Annotated in this window: 17 protein-coding genes and 4 tRNA genes; 12 read left to right on the plus strand and 9 right to left on the minus strand. The window is 70.4% G+C overall.

Going from position 1 to position 15,655, the window contains the following annotated elements; genetic code table 11:
- The 6 genes from M3N57_01780 to M3N57_01805 all read right to left on the minus strand — a co-directional run.
- On the minus strand, positions 1 to 752 hold a 752-nt coding region (locus tag M3N57_01780), incomplete at its 3' end, for a cytochrome c oxidase assembly protein (protein ID MDP9021435.1).
- The gene (locus M3N57_01785) at positions 752 to 1,093 is read right to left on the minus strand and encodes a hypothetical protein (GenBank protein MDP9021436.1); all 342 of its coding nucleotides are present in this window, start codon (positions 1,091 to 1,093) and stop codon (positions 752 to 754) included. The genes M3N57_01785 and M3N57_01780, both read right to left, overlap by 1 nt.
- A 4-nt stretch (positions 1,094 to 1,097) precedes the next feature.
- Entirely contained in the window at positions 1,098 to 1,715 is a 618-nt protein-coding gene (locus tag M3N57_01790; protein MDP9021437.1) for a cytochrome c oxidase subunit 3, read from the minus strand.
- A gap of 28 nt (positions 1,716 to 1,743) precedes the next feature.
- A complete protein-coding gene (gene ctaD / locus M3N57_01795; protein MDP9021438.1) occupies positions 1,744 to 3,702 on the minus strand; it encodes a cytochrome c oxidase subunit I in 1,959 nt (652 codons plus the stop codon).
- Entirely contained in the window at positions 3,699 to 4,709 is a 1,011-nt protein-coding gene (gene coxB, locus M3N57_01800; GenBank protein ID MDP9021439.1) for a cytochrome c oxidase subunit II, read from the minus strand. The genes ctaD and coxB overlap by 4 nt, the downstream gene beginning before the upstream one ends.
- A 155-nt stretch (positions 4,710 to 4,864) precedes the next feature.
- Positions 4,865 to 6,145, minus strand: a complete 1,281-nt coding sequence (locus M3N57_01805) for a hypothetical protein (protein ID MDP9021440.1) — start codon at positions 6,143 to 6,145, stop codon at positions 4,865 to 4,867.
- Positions 6,146 to 6,262: 117 nt separating this feature from the next.
- Here M3N57_01805 and M3N57_01810 point away from each other — a divergent pair, with 117 nt between their 5' ends.
- Entirely contained in the window at positions 6,263 to 6,940 is a 678-nt protein-coding gene (locus tag M3N57_01810; GenBank protein MDP9021441.1) for a DUF4191 domain-containing protein, read from the plus strand.
- Between the two features lie 16 nt (positions 6,941 to 6,956).
- Here the strand turns inward: M3N57_01810 and M3N57_01815 are convergent.
- Positions 6,957 to 7,032: transfer RNA gene (locus M3N57_01815), tRNA-Arg, on the minus strand.
- A 271-nt stretch (positions 7,033 to 7,303) separates the two neighbouring features.
- Between M3N57_01815 and M3N57_01820 the strand changes: the two genes are divergently transcribed.
- The 3 genes from M3N57_01820 to M3N57_01830 all read left to right on the plus strand — a co-directional run bounded on the left by M3N57_01820 (position 7,304) and on the right by M3N57_01830 (position 8,501).
- A complete protein-coding gene (locus M3N57_01820) occupies positions 7,304 to 8,263 on the plus strand; it encodes a threonine/serine dehydratase (GenBank protein ID MDP9021442.1) in 960 nt (319 codons plus the stop codon).
- A gap of 54 nt (positions 8,264 to 8,317) precedes the next feature.
- Positions 8,318 to 8,392 (plus strand) — tRNA-His (locus tag M3N57_01825).
- 36 nt (positions 8,393 to 8,428) lie between these two features.
- Positions 8,429 to 8,501, plus strand: a tRNA-Lys gene (locus M3N57_01830).
- Positions 8,502 to 8,538: 37 nt separating this feature from the next.
- Here M3N57_01830 and M3N57_01835 read toward each other — a convergent pair.
- Positions 8,539 to 9,057, minus strand: coding sequence for a hypothetical protein (locus M3N57_01835; protein MDP9021443.1), 519 nt, complete (start codon positions 9,055 to 9,057; stop codon positions 8,539 to 8,541).
- 73 nt (positions 9,058 to 9,130) lie between these two features.
- On the opposite strand from M3N57_01835, the gene M3N57_01840 reads away from it, so the two are divergent.
- From M3N57_01840 to egtD, 6 genes are all read left to right on the plus strand, one after another.
- Positions 9,131 to 9,214 (plus strand) — tRNA-Leu (locus tag M3N57_01840).
- Positions 9,215 to 9,462: 248 nt separating this feature from the next.
- On the plus strand, positions 9,463 to 9,693 hold the full coding sequence (locus M3N57_01845) for a hypothetical protein (protein MDP9021444.1): 231 nt from the start codon (positions 9,463 to 9,465) through the stop codon (positions 9,691 to 9,693).
- Positions 9,694 to 9,721: 28 nt separating this feature from the next.
- On the plus strand, positions 9,722 to 9,877 hold the full coding sequence (locus tag M3N57_01850; protein MDP9021445.1) for a hypothetical protein: 156 nt from the start codon (positions 9,722 to 9,724) through the stop codon (positions 9,875 to 9,877).
- A gap of 6 nt (positions 9,878 to 9,883) precedes the next feature.
- A complete protein-coding gene (locus tag M3N57_01855) occupies positions 9,884 to 10,840 on the plus strand; it encodes a TIGR03557 family F420-dependent LLM class oxidoreductase (GenBank protein ID MDP9021446.1) in 957 nt (318 codons plus the stop codon).
- Positions 10,841 to 10,842: 2 nt separating this feature from the next.
- Complete coding sequence (locus M3N57_01860; protein ID MDP9021447.1) at positions 10,843 to 11,490, plus strand: class I SAM-dependent methyltransferase; 648 nt, start codon at positions 10,843 to 10,845, stop codon at positions 11,488 to 11,490.
- A 132-nt stretch (positions 11,491 to 11,622) separates the two neighbouring features.
- Positions 11,623 to 12,609 (plus strand): L-histidine N(alpha)-methyltransferase, encoded by a 987-nt coding sequence (gene egtD / locus M3N57_01865; protein ID MDP9021448.1) that lies wholly within the window; start codon positions 11,623 to 11,625, stop codon positions 12,607 to 12,609.
- Between the two features lie 48 nt (positions 12,610 to 12,657).
- Here egtD and M3N57_01870 read toward each other — a convergent pair whose 3' ends face one another.
- On the minus strand, positions 12,658 to 13,494 hold the full coding sequence (locus M3N57_01870; GenBank protein MDP9021449.1) for an EcsC family protein: 837 nt from the start codon (positions 13,492 to 13,494) through the stop codon (positions 12,658 to 12,660).
- Positions 13,495 to 13,656: 162 nt separating this feature from the next.
- Here M3N57_01870 and M3N57_01875 point away from each other — a divergent pair, with 162 nt between their 5' ends.
- A complete protein-coding gene (locus tag M3N57_01875; protein ID MDP9021450.1) occupies positions 13,657 to 14,322 on the plus strand; it encodes a VTT domain-containing protein in 666 nt (221 codons plus the stop codon).
- Positions 14,323 to 14,378: 56 nt separating this feature from the next.
- Positions 14,379 to 15,653 (plus strand): PQQ-dependent sugar dehydrogenase, encoded by a 1,275-nt coding sequence (locus tag M3N57_01880; GenBank protein ID MDP9021451.1) that lies wholly within the window; start codon positions 14,379 to 14,381, stop codon positions 15,651 to 15,653.
- The last annotated feature ends 2 nt before the right edge of the window (positions 15,654 to 15,655 follow it).

A 15,655-nucleotide genomic window follows, 5' to 3' on the forward strand; every position in this document is an offset into this window, starting at 1 on the left:
GCGAGCTGCTGGTCCTCCAACGGTGTCAGGCCCCACCGCAGTGCCCCCACGATGTGGTGCGGGTACCACGCCTCACCGGCGAACGTGACCAGCCGGACCAGGACGCCCGACTGGAACACGCCGGCGAACAGGGCCGCCACCCCGACCGCGTTGGCGTACCGACCGCGCGGCTCGGCCGCGACCCACCACAACGGCAGCGCCCCGGCGATCAGCGTGGTGTGCTCCACCACGTGGACGATCGCGTGGTCGAGCGCCGCCTCGTACAGCGCCGGTACGTGCCACACCCACAGGGTCGTGACGTGCACGACCACGGCCGCAACCGCGAAGCCGACCGGGCGGGTCCCCGGCTGTGGCAGGCGTACCCGCGCCACGGACAGGGTCCGGCGGGCGCGCAGCGGCAGCCCCATGGACCCGACCAGCACCGGACGGGCGAGCACCAGCAGCGGTGGCACCACCAGTGTCAGCAGCACGTGCTGCAGCATGTGCGCCCCGAACAGCTCGTGCGCGAGAGCCTCGAGGGGCGACAGCAACGCCACCGCGGCGACCGTCACCGCGGCAGCGAAGCACCGCGACCGCCACGGCGGCAGCGCACGGCGGCCGGCCTCCGTGGAGCGCACCCGCCGCAGCCCGGCGCCGTAGAGCGCCACCCCAGCGACGAGCACCACCACGATCAGCGGTTCGAAGCTCCACGCTGTCGCGAAGCGTTCGGGGCTGAGCGGCTGACCAGCGTGGGCGACGACGGTGCGGCCCATCAGGCCGCACACGGGTCGAAGATGAACACCGGGACGTACTCAGCGATGATCGCCAGACCGAAGATGGCGGTGAGCAGGAGCCCCATCCCCCCGAGGAAGCGCACCCCCGACGAGGCGTCCTCGTCCCGCCACGCCGCCCAGGTCGGGATCAGCGCCGCCGCGGTCGGCGCCAGCGTTGCGAACGTGAGCACGTGGTACCAGACCATCTGGCCGCTGTGGCACACGTAGGGGGTGATCGCGGCCATCCCGGCCACGTGGGCACCCCAGAACGCGACCCCGGCGACCAGGCCGTACCACAGCCCCATCCCGCCGGCGTGTTCCGCCTTCTCCGCCATCATCATCGGTTCAGCCGGACAGCACGCGTGGCGAGATGTACAGCGCGCTGTACACGAAGATCCAGATCACGTCGACGAAGTGCCAGTACATCCCGCCGATCTCCAGCATCGCGTGGCGCTCCGCCGTGATCCGGCGGCGGAGCACGTGGATCAGCACGAACGTCATCGCCATCATGCCGATGATCAGGTGTACCGCGTGGAAGTTCAGGATCGTCACCACCGCGGAGCCGTACGCGGTTTCGGTCGGGGAGATCTCCGTGAACAGAAGGAACTGTTCCTGGATGTGGCCGATCAGGAACATCGCGGCCATCGCGAGGGCGACGACGAGCCACATGGCGCACTTGGCGGTGTCTCCGCGTTCCATGAGGCTGCGCTCGGCCAGGATCACCGGTGCCGTGCTGCCGAGCAGGATCACAGAACGGACCCCCGACCCGACCAGCTCCGGCACCGGCAGCCCGGGTGGTGGCCAGTCACCCAGACCGGCCCAGAAGTAGAAGTAGACGAACAGGAGCAGACCGAACAGCACACCCTCGGTCGCGATCAGGCTGATCATCCCCCACCAGGCGGTCGACCGGCCCGGGCGGATCTCGACGACCGGCCCGTGTGCGGTGGTCCCGACACCGCTCATGGCTGCTCGCCTGTCGGCGGCATGGTCGTCATCGCAGGGCCTCCTCCACCTCGGTGCCCTCCAGCTCGACCTCCTCCTCGATCCACTCCGGCCAGTACCAAAGGAACAGCGACACAGCGATCACTCCCACCCCGAACAACCCGAGCCAGAACCCGCGGGTCAGCACCCCGAAGCAGAAGATCATGGTCCCCACCGCGACCCCGAGGGGCCACGGTGACGGGCTCGGCATCGGCATGACCTGCTCGGGCACGGCGTCCACCCCGCCGGTGGCCAGCGTGTAGTGCTCCTCCTCTTCCTCGCCTGGTAGGAGCACCGGACGCTCGGGTGGCGGGCCCTCCTCCTCGTCGCTGACCGCCTCGAGGTCCTGCTCCCACAGCGGGTACCGGCTGGTGACCCGGGGGAACTCCAGGAAGTTGTACTCAGGCACCGGCGACGGGGTGGACCACTCCAGCTCGCCGGCCCCCCACGGGTTCGCCCCGGCCAGAGGGCCACGCTTGCGGCTCCACAGGAAGTTGACGAACGACAGCCCGAAGCCCACCGCCAGCACGTACGCCCCGATGGTCGCAGCCAGATTGATGCCGTCCCAGCCGAGTCCGGACAGGTAGGTGTAGTAACGCCGGGGCATGCCCCACAGGCCGAGCAGGTGCAGCGGGAGGAAGGTCACGTTGAAACCGATGAAGACCAACCAGAAGCTCCACTTGCCGAGCCGTTCGTTCATCAACCGCCCGGTGATCTTCGGCAGCCAGTAGTACAGGCCGCCGAAGACCGGGAACACCGAGCCCCCGACCAGCGTGTAGTGGAAGTGAGCCACGACGAAGTAGCTGTCCTGGGCCTGGAGGTCGAAGGGGATCATGGCGACCATCACGCCGGTGATCCCGCCCGCCAGGAAGACGAACAAGGCCCCGATGACGAACAGCATCGCCGTGTTGAAGATCGGTCTGCCCTTCCACAGGGTCCCGATCCAGGCGAAGAACTGCACCCCGCTGGGGATGCTGACCATGAAGCTCGCAGCCGAGAAGAAGCTCAGCGCCATGAAGCCCAGCCCGACCGTGAACATGTGGTGTACCCATACCCCGAAGCTCAGGAAGCCGAGCGCCACCAAGGCGGCAGCCACCAGCAGGTAGCCCGCCAGGGGTGTCCGCGACAGGGACGCCACGATCATGGACACCACACCGGTGGCCGGCACGAAGACGATGTAGACCTCCGGGTGGCCCCACAGCCAGAACAGGTGCTGGTAGAGAACCGGGTCACCGCCCGCGACCGGGTCGAAGAAGCGGAAGCCGAAGGCACGATCGAGCTCGAGCAGCACTTGCGCGAGCGTGATCGCCGGCAGGGCGAACACGATCATGAACGACATGACCAGGATCGACCACACGAAGATCGGCAGCCGGCTCGCGCTCATCCCGGGGGCGCGCATCTTGAAGGTCGTCACGATGAAGTTGATGCCACCGACGGTGGTCGACACCCCCAGGAACGCCAGCCCGATGGCCCAGTAGTCCATCGTGAGGTTCGGCAGGAACTCGTTCTCGGTCAGCGGCGGGTAGGCGAACCAGCCGCCGTCGGGCATCAACCCGATGAACAGGCTGGTGTACAGGAAGATCCCCGACAGCAGGAAGAACCAGTACGACATCGCGTTCAAGCGCGGGAACGCCATGTCCCGCGTACCGATCTGGAGCGGGAGGAAGTAGTTGCCGAACCCACCCCAGATCGTGGTGTTGAACAGGAAGATCATCGTCACGCCGTGCATCGTCATCAGCTGGTTGTACAGCTGAGGACCGATGAACGTGTTCTCGGGCACCGCCAGCTGCGTGCGCATCAGCAGCGCCTGGATCCCGCCGATCACGAAGAAGGTCAGGGCCGTGACGAAGTAGCGGATCCCGATCCGCTTGTGGTCGACCGTGGTCAGGAACCCTACGATCCCGGGCTGGTCGGACCAGATCTCGTCGAGGCGTTCCGCCACGGCCGACCGGGACAGCGTCGTGGTCACTGGAGGCTCTCCAGGTAGTCGAGCAGCGCGTGCAGCTCGTCGGGTTCGAGCGTGGTGATCGGCGGCATCTCGTTGCCGGGCTTGATCGTCTGTGAGTTCACGACCCATCCGGACAGGTGGCCGCGGTCGTTGGGGACGGTCCCCGCTCCGAGCATGGCCCGGCTGGCCAGGTGGGTCAGGTCCGGACCGATCTGCCCGTCGGCGTCCGTGCCGCGGATCGCGTGACAGGCCGCGCACGCATGGCGCTCGAACAGCTCCTCGCCCCGAGGGTCGTCCACCACCGCGGGGCGGGCTTGTGCCTCGGCCCAGGTCCGGAAGTCCTCCGGGGACACGGCGACCACCTCGAACGCCATGTTGGCGTGCTGCAAGCCGCAGTACTCGGCGCACTGACCGCGGTAGCGGCCAGGCTCGTCCGCACGGACCACCAGGCGAGTCGTGCGCCCAGGTACCAGGTCGGACTTGCCGTGCAGCTCCGGGACCCAGAACGAGTGGATCACGTCGACCGACTCGAACCGGAACTCGACGTCCGTCCCCGTCGGGATCTGGATCTCGTTGGCGGTGATCACGTCGTGCTCGGGGTAGTGCACCTCCCACCAGTACTGGTGGCCGATCACGGTGACGGGGAGCTCACCGCTCTGGGGTTCCTGGGCCAGGTACAGGAACGTGGCTCCCATCATGCCCATCAGGATCACGGCGGGCACGAGCAGCCCGCCGATGAACACGAAGCGGTTGGTCGGGAAGCGCGCCGCGTCCTCGTCGGCGCGGCGACGGCGGAACATGGCGATCAGCACCAGGCCGCCGACGATGACGTACACGGCCAGTCCGGTCCAGAAGGAGATCAGGAACACCTCGTACAGGCGCTCGGCGGCCGGGCCCTTGGGCTGCAGCGCGCCCGCCTGCCAGGTACACCCGCCCGCGAACACGACCAGCAGGCCGGCGGCCACCGCAGCTGAACGGGCTGACCACCGCCGCACACGCCGCCCCGCCGACCGAGCCCAATCGAGCATGCGGCCGACTGTAGCCGAGCCCGGCGGGGGGCCACGCGAGCGGGCGAGCACAGCACCCTGGCCGTCCGGACGGTCGGCTGTGGGAGGCCAACCGAGGCCACACGCGGCGACCAGACAGGCTAAGACGCGGTGGTGGCGGCCGTGCTCGCGACCGTCTACACGCGATGTGCTTGCGCGTCGATCGTCGCGGTCATCGTCCGGACGTGTTCAGCGGCGTCTCGCTCCATGATCGCCACCCCCAGCGCCCCGCCCGTGGCCTCCTCCAGCAGCGTGGCGAGCTCCTTGGAGAACCGGTGCAGCCGCTTCAGGGCGTCCTCCTCGGCGGCCTTCTCGGCCTCGCCGATCTCCTCGCCGGCCTCCTCGGCCTTGACGTGCTCGGCCACTGCCTCGGCGTAGGCCACCAGGGCGTCGGTCCGCTCGTGCCAGAGGTCCTCGAGATGCGAGCTGAACTCGTCTCCCAGCGGCTCGCCGAGGGTCTCGGCGAGCGACCGGGTGACCGCGTCGACCACGTCCTCAACCGGCGCCGGGTCCTCGTCGGGAGCCAACGTGGCGCGCGTCAGCATCGCGGTGAACACCACGTCATCGACCATGCGGCCGGCCAGCTCAGCACGCAGACGAGCCACCTCGGAGTCGATGTCGCCCTCCAAGCGCTGAGCCTCGGCGATCGCTCCGGCCAGCCCCGCGGCGACGTCCCCCATGCGGTCGACGGCGTCGCGCAGTGCGCCGTACCACTGGTCGGGCTGGTCGTGGACGTCAACGGCCGATGTGATCGTGTCGACGTGCACGGTGATGTCCTCGGCGACCACCGCCCGGTCGGCGGTGCCACCGGTCAGCGCCACCACCGTGTCTGCGAGCTCGTCGGCGTTGCGTCGCAGGTCCTGCATCGCCACACGGGCAGCGGTGGCGTCGCGCGCCACGATCGCCTCGACGTAGCGTTGCTCGTGGTCGACGTGGGCTGTCCAGGCCTCCTCGAAGCGTTCGGCCAGGGGACTGTCGAACAGCTGACGGATCTCGTTCGCCAACTCTTCGGTGTTGTGGGTGAGCGCGACCTCCACAGCCGCACGAGGGCTGTAGGCGCCACCGACGGCGGCGTGGGTGGCGTGGCCGACCAGAGCCGCATGCTCGCGGAGCAGGAAGTCGAGGTGGGAACGCAGCTCCACCGCGTTCGCGTGAACCTCGCCCTCGAGTTCGGTGACCTCGTGGATGCCGACCACGATCGAGGTCGCCCACACCGTCATGTGCTCGGCCGCGCCATGTTCCTCCTCAAGAGGATCGCCTCGGGCGGCAGCCGTGGCGGTGACCTCACCCGGGGTGGGGGTCACCTCCTGGGTGGGGGTGGTGGCGGGCCCGGGTTGCCCTGCAGGCCCGCAGGCGGCGGTCGCGACCAGCACGGCCACCGTGCCCGCGAGGCGGCGTGGGTCGGACAGCCTCCGCACGAGGATCTCCGTCGCGTTCTTCGTTCGAGCAGGTGCCCTCGCAGCATGGCGCGTCGCAGCCGACGCGGTGCCGGACGTTCGGGCACCCGCCCACCACCCACCGGAACCATCTAGCCGGTGGCGTCTACGCTCGCGGCGGACCCGATCGGTGTGGCGCGCATGGACCGACTGCGACAGATATGGCTCGTGATCCAGACCACGCGCGAGGCCGACCCGCGGGCGGTGCCGCTGATGGTCGCCGTGGGGGTGGGCGTCTTCGCGATCGTGTTCGCGGTCGGGTTGCTGACCGGGAACGCGATCGTGGGGGCCGCGGTCGGGGTCACGCTGGGGCTGCTGGCTGCGGTTGTGGTCCTCGGTCGGCGGGCCACCTCTGTCCAGCTCGGATCGATCGAGGGGAGACCCGGTGCTGCACTGGCGGTGGTCCAGACCATGCGCGGGCCGTGGCGGGTCACCCCCGCCGTGGCGGTGACTCGCAAGCAGGACCTCGTTCACCGCGTCGTGGGACGGCCTGGCGTCGTGCTCGTCGGGGAGGGGGCACGTCCGCGCGTGCAGGCGATGTTGAAGAAGGAACACAGACGCATGCAGCGTGTGGTCGGCGACACACCGGTCCACGAGGTGATCATCGGGGACGGCGAAGGTGAGGTCGGGTTGCGGGAACTGCGGATGCACCTGATGCGTCTGCCGCGCCGGATCAAGAAGCACGACGTCGAGTCGCTCGACACGAAGCTACGGGCCCTTTCAGACAGCGACCTGCCGATGCCCAAGGGGTACATCCCGCGCGGTCGCCCCCGCTGACGCAGTGGGCTGGAAGCGCGCCCGGCAGGACTCGAACCTGCAACGAACACCGGGTAGAAGCCGGCTGCTCTGTCCAATTGAGCTACGGGCGCGAGGAGTCCGCGGCCACGATCGCCGCCACGGCAGGGTACCGCAGGCAGGTCTCGAGGCCCGAGGCAACTTCGCGCGACGCTCGCGTTCGCGGTCCGGGTCGGCCTAGAGTTGATCCCGGCACAGATGCGGGGCCCTTCGGGTGCCCATGGGCGTCTGCGCCCCGAAGGCCCCGCCCCCCGTCGGGGCCTTCGGTCATCGGGGCGCTGCCGGGCGCGCGATCGGGGCGCTGCCGGCGCCTGGCGACACGAACTCGCCGGAGGCTGATGTGCCGTGATCGACCTCGACGACGTCCGCGCCGCCGGGCGCCGGCTCGGAGGAGTCGTCCACCGCACTCCGCTTGTCACCGCACGGTCCCTCGATGAACGCAGCGGGGGGCGTGTGCTCTGCAAGGCGGAGAACCTGCAACGTGCGGGCTCTTTCAAGCTGCGGGGCGCCTACAACGCCATGGCCTCATTGGGCGAGGCGGAACGCGCACGGGGCGTCGTGACCTACTCGTCGGGGAACCACGCTCAGGCGGTGGCACTGGCGGCACGCCTGCTCGGTACGACCGCAACCATCGTGATGCCGGCCGACGCGCCACCCGCCAAGCGCGCCGCCACGATCGCCTACGGCGGGATGATCGTGACCTACGACGGCCGGCGCGAGGATCGCGAGGACATCGCCCGCCAACTCGCCGATGAGCGCGGTTGGACGGTCATCCCGCCGTACGACGATCCACGCGTCATGGCAGGTCAGGGCACCGCGGCGCTGGAGCTGATCGAGGACGCGGGACCGCTCGACGCTCTGGTCGTCCCCGTCGGCGGTGGCGGGCTGATCGCCGGGTGCGCGACCGCCGCCCGGGGGATGCTCGCCGACGTGGAGGTCGTGGGGGTGGAGCCCGCGGATGGTGACGACACCGCCCGTTCGTTCGCCGCCGGCCAGAGGGTGTCGATCCCCACTCCACGGACGGTGGCGGACGGCCTGCGGGCCACCATCCCCGGTGAGCTGACCTTCGCCGTCAACCGGGAGCGGGTGGACCGGATCGTCACGGTGTCTGATGCGGCCATCCTCGCCGCGTTGACGTTCGTCTTGAACCGCTTGAAGCTCCTCGTGGAGCCCAGCGGTGTGGTGGCGCTCGCGGCGGTGCTCAGCGACGCGGCGGGCCTCGGCGACCGACGGGTCGGCGTGATCCTGTCCGGCGGGAACGTGGGAAGCGATGACCTCAGCGAGCTGTTACGTCGGTGGGAGTGATACCACGGACCTTTGCACGTCCCACCCCCCACACGTACCCTTCACGCGCACCTGGTGGGTGTAGCTCAGTCTGGTGAGAGCGCCTGGTTGTGGTCCAGGAGGTCGGGGGTTCGAATCCCCTCACTCACCCCGCGTCCGTCCTCTCACGCACCGTGTGGACGGTTCGCCCCGCTAGCTCAACTGGCAGAGCATCCGACTCTTAATCGGCAGGTTCGGGGTTCGAGTCCCTGGCGGGGCACAGCAGAGGCCATCGAGAGCCCACGGCGGCGAGCGCTTCATGCGGCCACCGTGAAATCCGTGCTGGCCAGTGGCTGGTCGTTGGCGTAGACGGTCACCTGGTAGCGACCCGGCTGCTGGGTGTACGCGGAGCTCAGACCTGCGGTCGCGACACCCAACGGCTGCGGCATGCGCACCGTGGACGTGAACAGCTCGCTAACGTCCGCATCCGTCCGCGTGAACACGAACCGCAGGACGTCGCGGCCCGGGCGGCTGCGGTCGTACGCCACGTCGACCCACACCACGACCCGTTCGCCGACTTCGAAGCGGTCCCGGGGAGCGGCCGGTTGACCCGTCCGTGGATCGAGCGCGTCGGTGACGACGAGATCGCGGAGCACGATCCCGTCGGCCGACGCGAGGGGGTCCGGGGACGCTGCGGGGCGGCGGGGCTGGCCGCCGCCGGACAGCACCACCCCGACGACCGCCAGGATGGTGACCAGCGCGGCGGTCATCAGCGCCACGGCAGCGGTGCGCCCCCACCGCAAGCGGCGCCCCGCCCATCCGCGATCGTCGCGCACGACGGTCTCCTCACCGATCGGCGCAGCCTACGGTGGGCCCCGACCGACCCGCCCGGCCGTACCCTGACGCCGCGCGAGCGTGGCGGAACCGGCAGACGCGCCAGGTTTAGGTCCTGGTCCCCGACAGGGGGTGGGAGTTCGAGTCTCCCCGCTCGCACTGGGCCCTGACCAGCGTCGCGGTCGACGGCGAGACGCACGACGTCGATGGGGGGTTCACCGCCCTTGGTCACGATCCCTTCTCGGCGCGTCGTTCTTCGCTGACGTCCTGTTCAGACGTCGCCTCCTCGGGCCCGGTCGCCTCGCCAGTGGCCGCTCGCAGCGTCGTGAACGAACGACCAACCGAGAGCCCCGCGGGCTGAACCGGCGTCCGTACCGTCGGTTGTAGACCCGCGACGAGGAGCAACGATGGCGAGGTTCAAGGAGACCGCAAGTCAACTGGTGCAGGCGCCGTTGCGGTTGGCCCAGCAGGCGGCCGTCGGCCCGTTGCGTGAGGAGATCAGCCCGTTGCGTGAGGAGATCACCGACCTCAGACGCGAACTCCGCCAGATCCGCGACGAGATCGACGAGATCCACGACGACACGCAACACATCCGTAGCCAGCAGGCGACCGAGCGAGCCGAGGACGTGGCGAGCTGACCCAGACGGACCCGCGGAAGGCAACAGCGTGAGCGAGCAACGCGAAGACAGTGATCCAGACACCCCCCGCTACACCCCACAGGAACGCACCGGCCAGGACGAGGAAGAGACCGCCCCCCAGCCGGGCCCGCGTCACACCCCCGAGCAGCGCGCCGACGAGGACGACACCGGCGACGGGAGCTAGGAGCGGATGGTCCAGCTCGGCTACGCGCTGTCGTGCGAGGAGCACCGCCCGTCGGATCTGGTCACCAACGCCCGCCGCGCCGAGGACGTCGGTTACGGGTTCGCGCTGATCTCCGATCACTTCCATCCGTGGCTCGACGCGCAAGGGCAGAGCCCGTTCGTGTGGAACGTGATCGGGGCGATCGCGCAGGTGACCGACGCGCTCGTCGTCGGCACGGGCGTGACATGCCCGACGATGCGCGTGCACCCGGCCATCGTGGCCCAGGCGGCGGCGACGTCGGCGGCGATGCTCCCCGGCCGGTTCTTCCTGGGCGTCGGTAGCGGCGAGCGCCTCAACGAACACGTCACCGGTGCCGCGTGGCCCGCCACCGACGTCCGTCATGACATGCTCGAGGAGGCCATCGAGGTCATCCGGGCGTTGTGGACCGGCGATGTGGTGACCCACCGTGGCCGCCACTACACGGTCGAGGACGCCCGTCTGTACACGCTGCCCGACGATCCCCCACCGCTGGCGGTCGCTGCGAGCGGCCCATCCGCCGCCGAGCTCGCGGGGCGACTCGGCGATGCCCTCGTCGGCCTGGCTCCGAGCTCGGACGTCGTCGGAACGTTCCGCCAGGCCGGCGGTGACGACAAGCCGCGGTACGGCCAGATCACCGTCTGCTGGGCGGAGTCGGAGGACGAGGCTGTCCGCACGGCGATGGAGCACTGGCCGCAGATCGGCCTCACCAGCGACGAGAACACCGAGTTCCGCACGCCGAAGCAGTTCGAGCAGGCCGTGCAGCTGGTCACCGAGGATCGCTTGACGCAGCTGGTCGCGTGCGGCCCCGATCCCGAACGCCACCTCGAGATGATCGATCGTTTCAGCGACGCCGGTTACGACCACGTCTACCTGCACCAGGTGGGACCCGATCAGGACGGGTTCCTGCGGTTCTCCGAGCGCGAGCTGATCCCACGCCTGTCGTAGCGGTGACCTGTCGCCGCGGCGGTGCGAGCGGTCGACCGATCTTCGCCCGCGGGTACGAACGGCTGAGCAGGGCCCTCGACGCCCGCGGTGTGGTCGAACACCGTCGGGCGCTGCTGCGCGGCCTCGTGGGCCACGTGATCGAGGTCGGCGCCGGTAACGGCCGCAACTTCGCCCACTACCCCCAGACCGTCGCGCACGTCCTGGCGGTCGAGCCGGAGCCCTACCTGCGTGAGCGGGCGCGGGAAGCCTCGCGCCAGGCCCGGGTTCCGGTGCGCGTGGTGGCGGGCCTCGCCGACGACCTGCCAGCCGACGACGCCACGTTCGACGCGGCCGTGGCGTCGTTGGTGCTGTGCTCAGTGCCCGACCAGCAGTCGGCACTCCGCGAGCTCGCGCGTGTCGTGCGTCCCGGAGGGCAGCTGCGGTTCTACGAGCACGTCGAAGCGTCCGAACGGTGGCTGCGCCGCATCCAACGGGCGGTCGACCTCGTGTGGCCGCACGTCAGCGGTGGCTGCCACGTCAGCCGGGACACCGCGGCCGCGATCGAAGCGGCCGGGTTCGAGATCACCGACCTGGATGCGTTCCGTTTCGCGCCGTCACCGTGGATGCTCCCGGCCTCCCCTCACGTCCTCGGCGTCGCCGAACGCAGCTGACCACGGTCAACGGACGGCAGTAGGGTCGCGCGTTCGAACGGGGCCGGCAGGAAGACAGGACAGCCCGTGGCGACGTCGGACCACGAGTCGGCCGCTGGGGAGGTCGCTCCCCCGGCAGCACAGCGTGTGACGGTGCGTCACCTGTCGGATGTGCGGTCGCTCCGGGAACAGCTGGCCGACGACGTCCGGACCGGGTTGACGGGCCGGCGCAAGGCCCTGCCTCCGAAGTACTTCTACGACGCGCGGGGGAGCGCACTGTTCGAGCGCATCACCGGACTCCCCGAGTACTACCTCACCCGCGCCGAGGCCCAGATCCTCCGGGCACGAGCCGGTGACATCGTCCGTGAGACCCGACCGGTCGAGCTGGTGGAGCTCGGATCCGGTTCGGCGCGCAAGACCCGCCTACTGCTCGACGCCATGCACGACGTCGGGACCGGCTCCCGGTACGTGGCGCTCGACGTCAGCGAGGCTGCGCTGCGGGGCGCGGCCGACCGGCTCGCCGCCGACCTCCCGTGGCTGGAGGTCGACGGCCTGGTGGGTGACTTCCGCCGTGATCTTCCCGCCATCCCACGCAGTGGGCGGCGCCTCCTCGTCTTCCTCGGTTCGACGATCGGGAACCTCGACCGCGGCGAACGCGCCGCGCTCCTCGAGCAGGTCGCGCTCGCACTCCACGGCGGCGATCACTTCCTGCTGGGCGTGGACCTGGTCAAGGACCCTTCGGTCCTTCGGGCCGCCTACGACGACCGGGCTGGTGTGACGGCTGCGTTCAACCGCAACCTGATCTCCGTCCTGAACCGCGAACTCGGCGCGCAGCTGCCTCCGGATGCGTTCGAGCACGTCGCCCGGTACGACGAACACCGCGCCAGCATCGAGATGTCGCTCCGTGCCTCGCGGGACATCAGCGCCACGTTCCCTGACCTGCGGATCACGGTGAGGTTCACGGCCGGCGAGGAACTGCACACCGAGAGCTCGTACAAGTTCACCCGTAGCCAGGTCGTCGATGAGCTGGCCGGGGCCGGGCTCCGGCTGCAGCGGTGGGACACCGACCGCCGCGGCCGCTTCGCGCTCGCCCTCGCGCGGCCGGTGGATCAGAACGCGGGTCTGCAACCCGCCCCGTAACGGCCGGAGACGACCCCGCAACGTTCGCGCTCACGGCCGGCCTCCGGCTCACGACAACAGCAGCGCATCGACCGGGAGGCCGGTCCGCTCCTGCAGGTGGTACAGCCTCCCCGTCTGGCGTGCCGTCTCGCACACCTGGCGGGTCATCACGTTGGAGACGGCGGCTCCGGCCGCGGCACCGAAGAGTGGGACGAACGCCAGGACGCGCCGCCGGGCAACCCGGCGGATGGCTTGTTCGGCGACCTCGATCACGGCTCGTGGCCCGAGCTGATCCGCGATCACGCGGCCGACGTCGCCGTCGGCGCTGGCCGACGCCGCGCCGACGGTCGCGATCAGCTCGCGGCGGCGGACGCCGGGATCGCGCTCACCGGCGGCCAACACCGTCCGGATGCCGATGGCGCGCCGCCGGGACGCCGGGACGCCGTACAGCTCGAGGACGCCAACCGACGCCCGCGTCAACCCGACCGTCGCAGCGGCCACGTCCGTCGTCACCGCCAAGACGGCCGCCACCAGGTTCGTCGACACAGCACCCGCCGCCGCACCCTGCACCGACAGCGCCCGCGTCACACGTTGCTGGTAGCGGTCGGCCTCCGCATCGGCTTCAGCCAGCAGGTCCGCCGTCGGCTCGCTCGGCAGACTCGGGTCCGCGGACGCGGGGGACGCGTCGAGCCGTTCGAGCCGGTCGAGTAGTTCCTCGGTGGCGCGGCGAACAGCATCCCGCACCGGCGGCGCATCCAGAACCCGATCGACGGCCGCCCTGCTCGCCGCGGAGACGGTGCCCAGCACCCGCTCCGCCAACCCAGGCTCGCCCTCTAGCCAGGCCGCCACCTCCGCGAGCACCCTCCGGTCGTACTCGCCGAGCCGTCCGTCTGCCTGCTCATCCAACGTTGTCACCTCGAACCCCCCCGCCTGTCCGTCCGACGTCACCGGTTCGTCATCAGGCCCGCCGACCCGTCGGACGGGCGTCCGCGGAAGCCTGCACACGTCGACTCTAAGCTCGCTGTCGAGGCCGTCACGCCGCGGACAACCGTCCATCAGGAGAACCAGGTGCGCCACCCGTACGTCGTGATCGTGGCGGGCCTCCTGACGCTCTTCCTGGCGTCGTTCGCGGTCGTTGAGGCGCTCGAGGTGCCGCTGCTCACCGACCCCGGTGCCTGGCTCAACGCGGCGGGGATGCTGGCCGCGGTGCTCGGCGTCGGGCTCCTGGTCGCAGACGTCGTCCTGCCCGTGCCGTCGAGTGCGGTGATGGTGACCCACGGCGCGCTGTTCGGGGTGGCGGTGGGCGCGGCACTGTCGCTCACCGGCGGCGTGGGAGCCACGCTGGTCGCCTTCGTCATCGGGCGCCGCGGGCAACGGCTCGTCGACCGGATCGTCCCAACCGACCAGCGGCAGCGGGCGGATCGCCTGCTCGCCCGCTACGGCCTGCTCGCGATCGTCGTGACGCGGCCCCTGCCGATGCTCGCCGAGACCACCGCCATCGTCGCCGGGACGTCGCGGTTGCGGCTCGGACCCGCGCTGCTGGCCGGAGCGGCCGGCAACCTCGTCCCCGCTGCGGTGTACGCGGTGACGGGGGCCGTCGCCGCCAGCTTCGTGGACCAGACCGTGATGTTCTTGCTGGTGGTCGCGGTGGCGGTGCTGTTCTGGTTCGCCGCCCGACGGGTCGAGGGCCGCCTGGCGGTCGCCGCTGCCGGTGACCGTGCGTCAGGAGCATGATGACGATCAACGGTGAGGGGACCTGACGTGGCGCCAGACGCGATCGAGCCACAGCGTTGAGCGAGGAGGTCGCCGCGTCCGCTGCTGTAGACGTCGTGGCTGCCGGGTTCGAGTTCCCGACGAGCCTGACCTTCGACGACCAAGGCACCGCGTACGTCGCCGAGGCGGGGTTGCCCTTCGCGGGCGCGGTGCCCGGCGGGCGGGTCTGGCGGCTCCGACCTGATGGGGAGCGCGACCTGCTCGTGGAGGGCCTGCGTCCCCCGGTCAACGGCCTGACGTTCCACGCCGGTGCGCTGTTCGTCTCCGAGGGCGGCCATCCGGCGCGGATCAGTCGCCTCGACCTGGCCGACAGCAGCCTCCAAGGGGTGGTCGAGGGCCTGCCGGGTCCAGGCAACTACCACACGAACATGACCGTGATCGGGCCGGACGGGCGGCTCTACTTCAGCCAGGGAGCGCTGACCAACACGGGCATCGTCGGGCTCGACGCCTACGAGGTGGGCTGGCTCGGGCGGTTGCCTCACGCCCACGACATCCCCGGCTTCGACCTCGTCCTGACCGGTGAGAACGCCGTGACGCCGGACCCTGTCAGTGACGGCGGGGAGGCCGTCACCGGGGCGTTCGTGCCCTTCGGCACGTCGACCGCTGCCGGGCAGACCATCCCTACCGGGCTCCCAGCGACCGCAGCGGTGATGCGGTGCGACGTCGACGGTGCCAACCTCGAGCTGGTCGCATGGGGACTACGCAACGCCTACGGCCTGGGGTTCCTGCGCGACGGGCGCCTGTTGGTCACCGACCAGGGCCCCGACGACCGGGGCAGCCGGCCGGTCGGCAACGCCCCCGACCTGCTCTTCGAGGTGCAGCCCGGTGCCTGGTATGGCTGGCCCGACTTCGTCGGCGGCGAGCCCGTGACCGACCCGCGGTACCGCCCGGAGCGCGGACCTCCGCTCCGCTCCCTCATCGCCAACCACGACCAGCTACCGGCCCCGCAGCGACCGCTCGTGCGCTTCCCCCCGCACAGCGCCGCCGTGAAGTTCGACGTCATCCCACGAGGCGCGCACGCCGGCGACCTCCTGGTCGCGCTGTTCGGCGACGAGGCCCCGATGACCGGCCCGCCCGGCCCGACGGTCGGCCGCAGCGTGGCCCGGGTCGACTCGCGCACGTGGACCGTGCACCCCTTCCTGTCCGGGTTGGACCGCCCCATCGACGTGCGGTTCGACCCGCACGCGTCCTCGGTGTTCATCGTCGACTTCGGCCGGTTCGAGATGACCACGGACGGTGTGGACGCGACCCCCGGCAGCGGCCGGGTGCTGCGCAAGCGTTGGGTCGGCTGAGA

The sequence above is a fragment of the Actinomycetota bacterium genome (assembly GCA_030776725.1).
Lineage (GTDB): Bacteria > Actinomycetota > Nitriliruptoria > Nitriliruptorales > JAHWKO01 > JAHWKW01.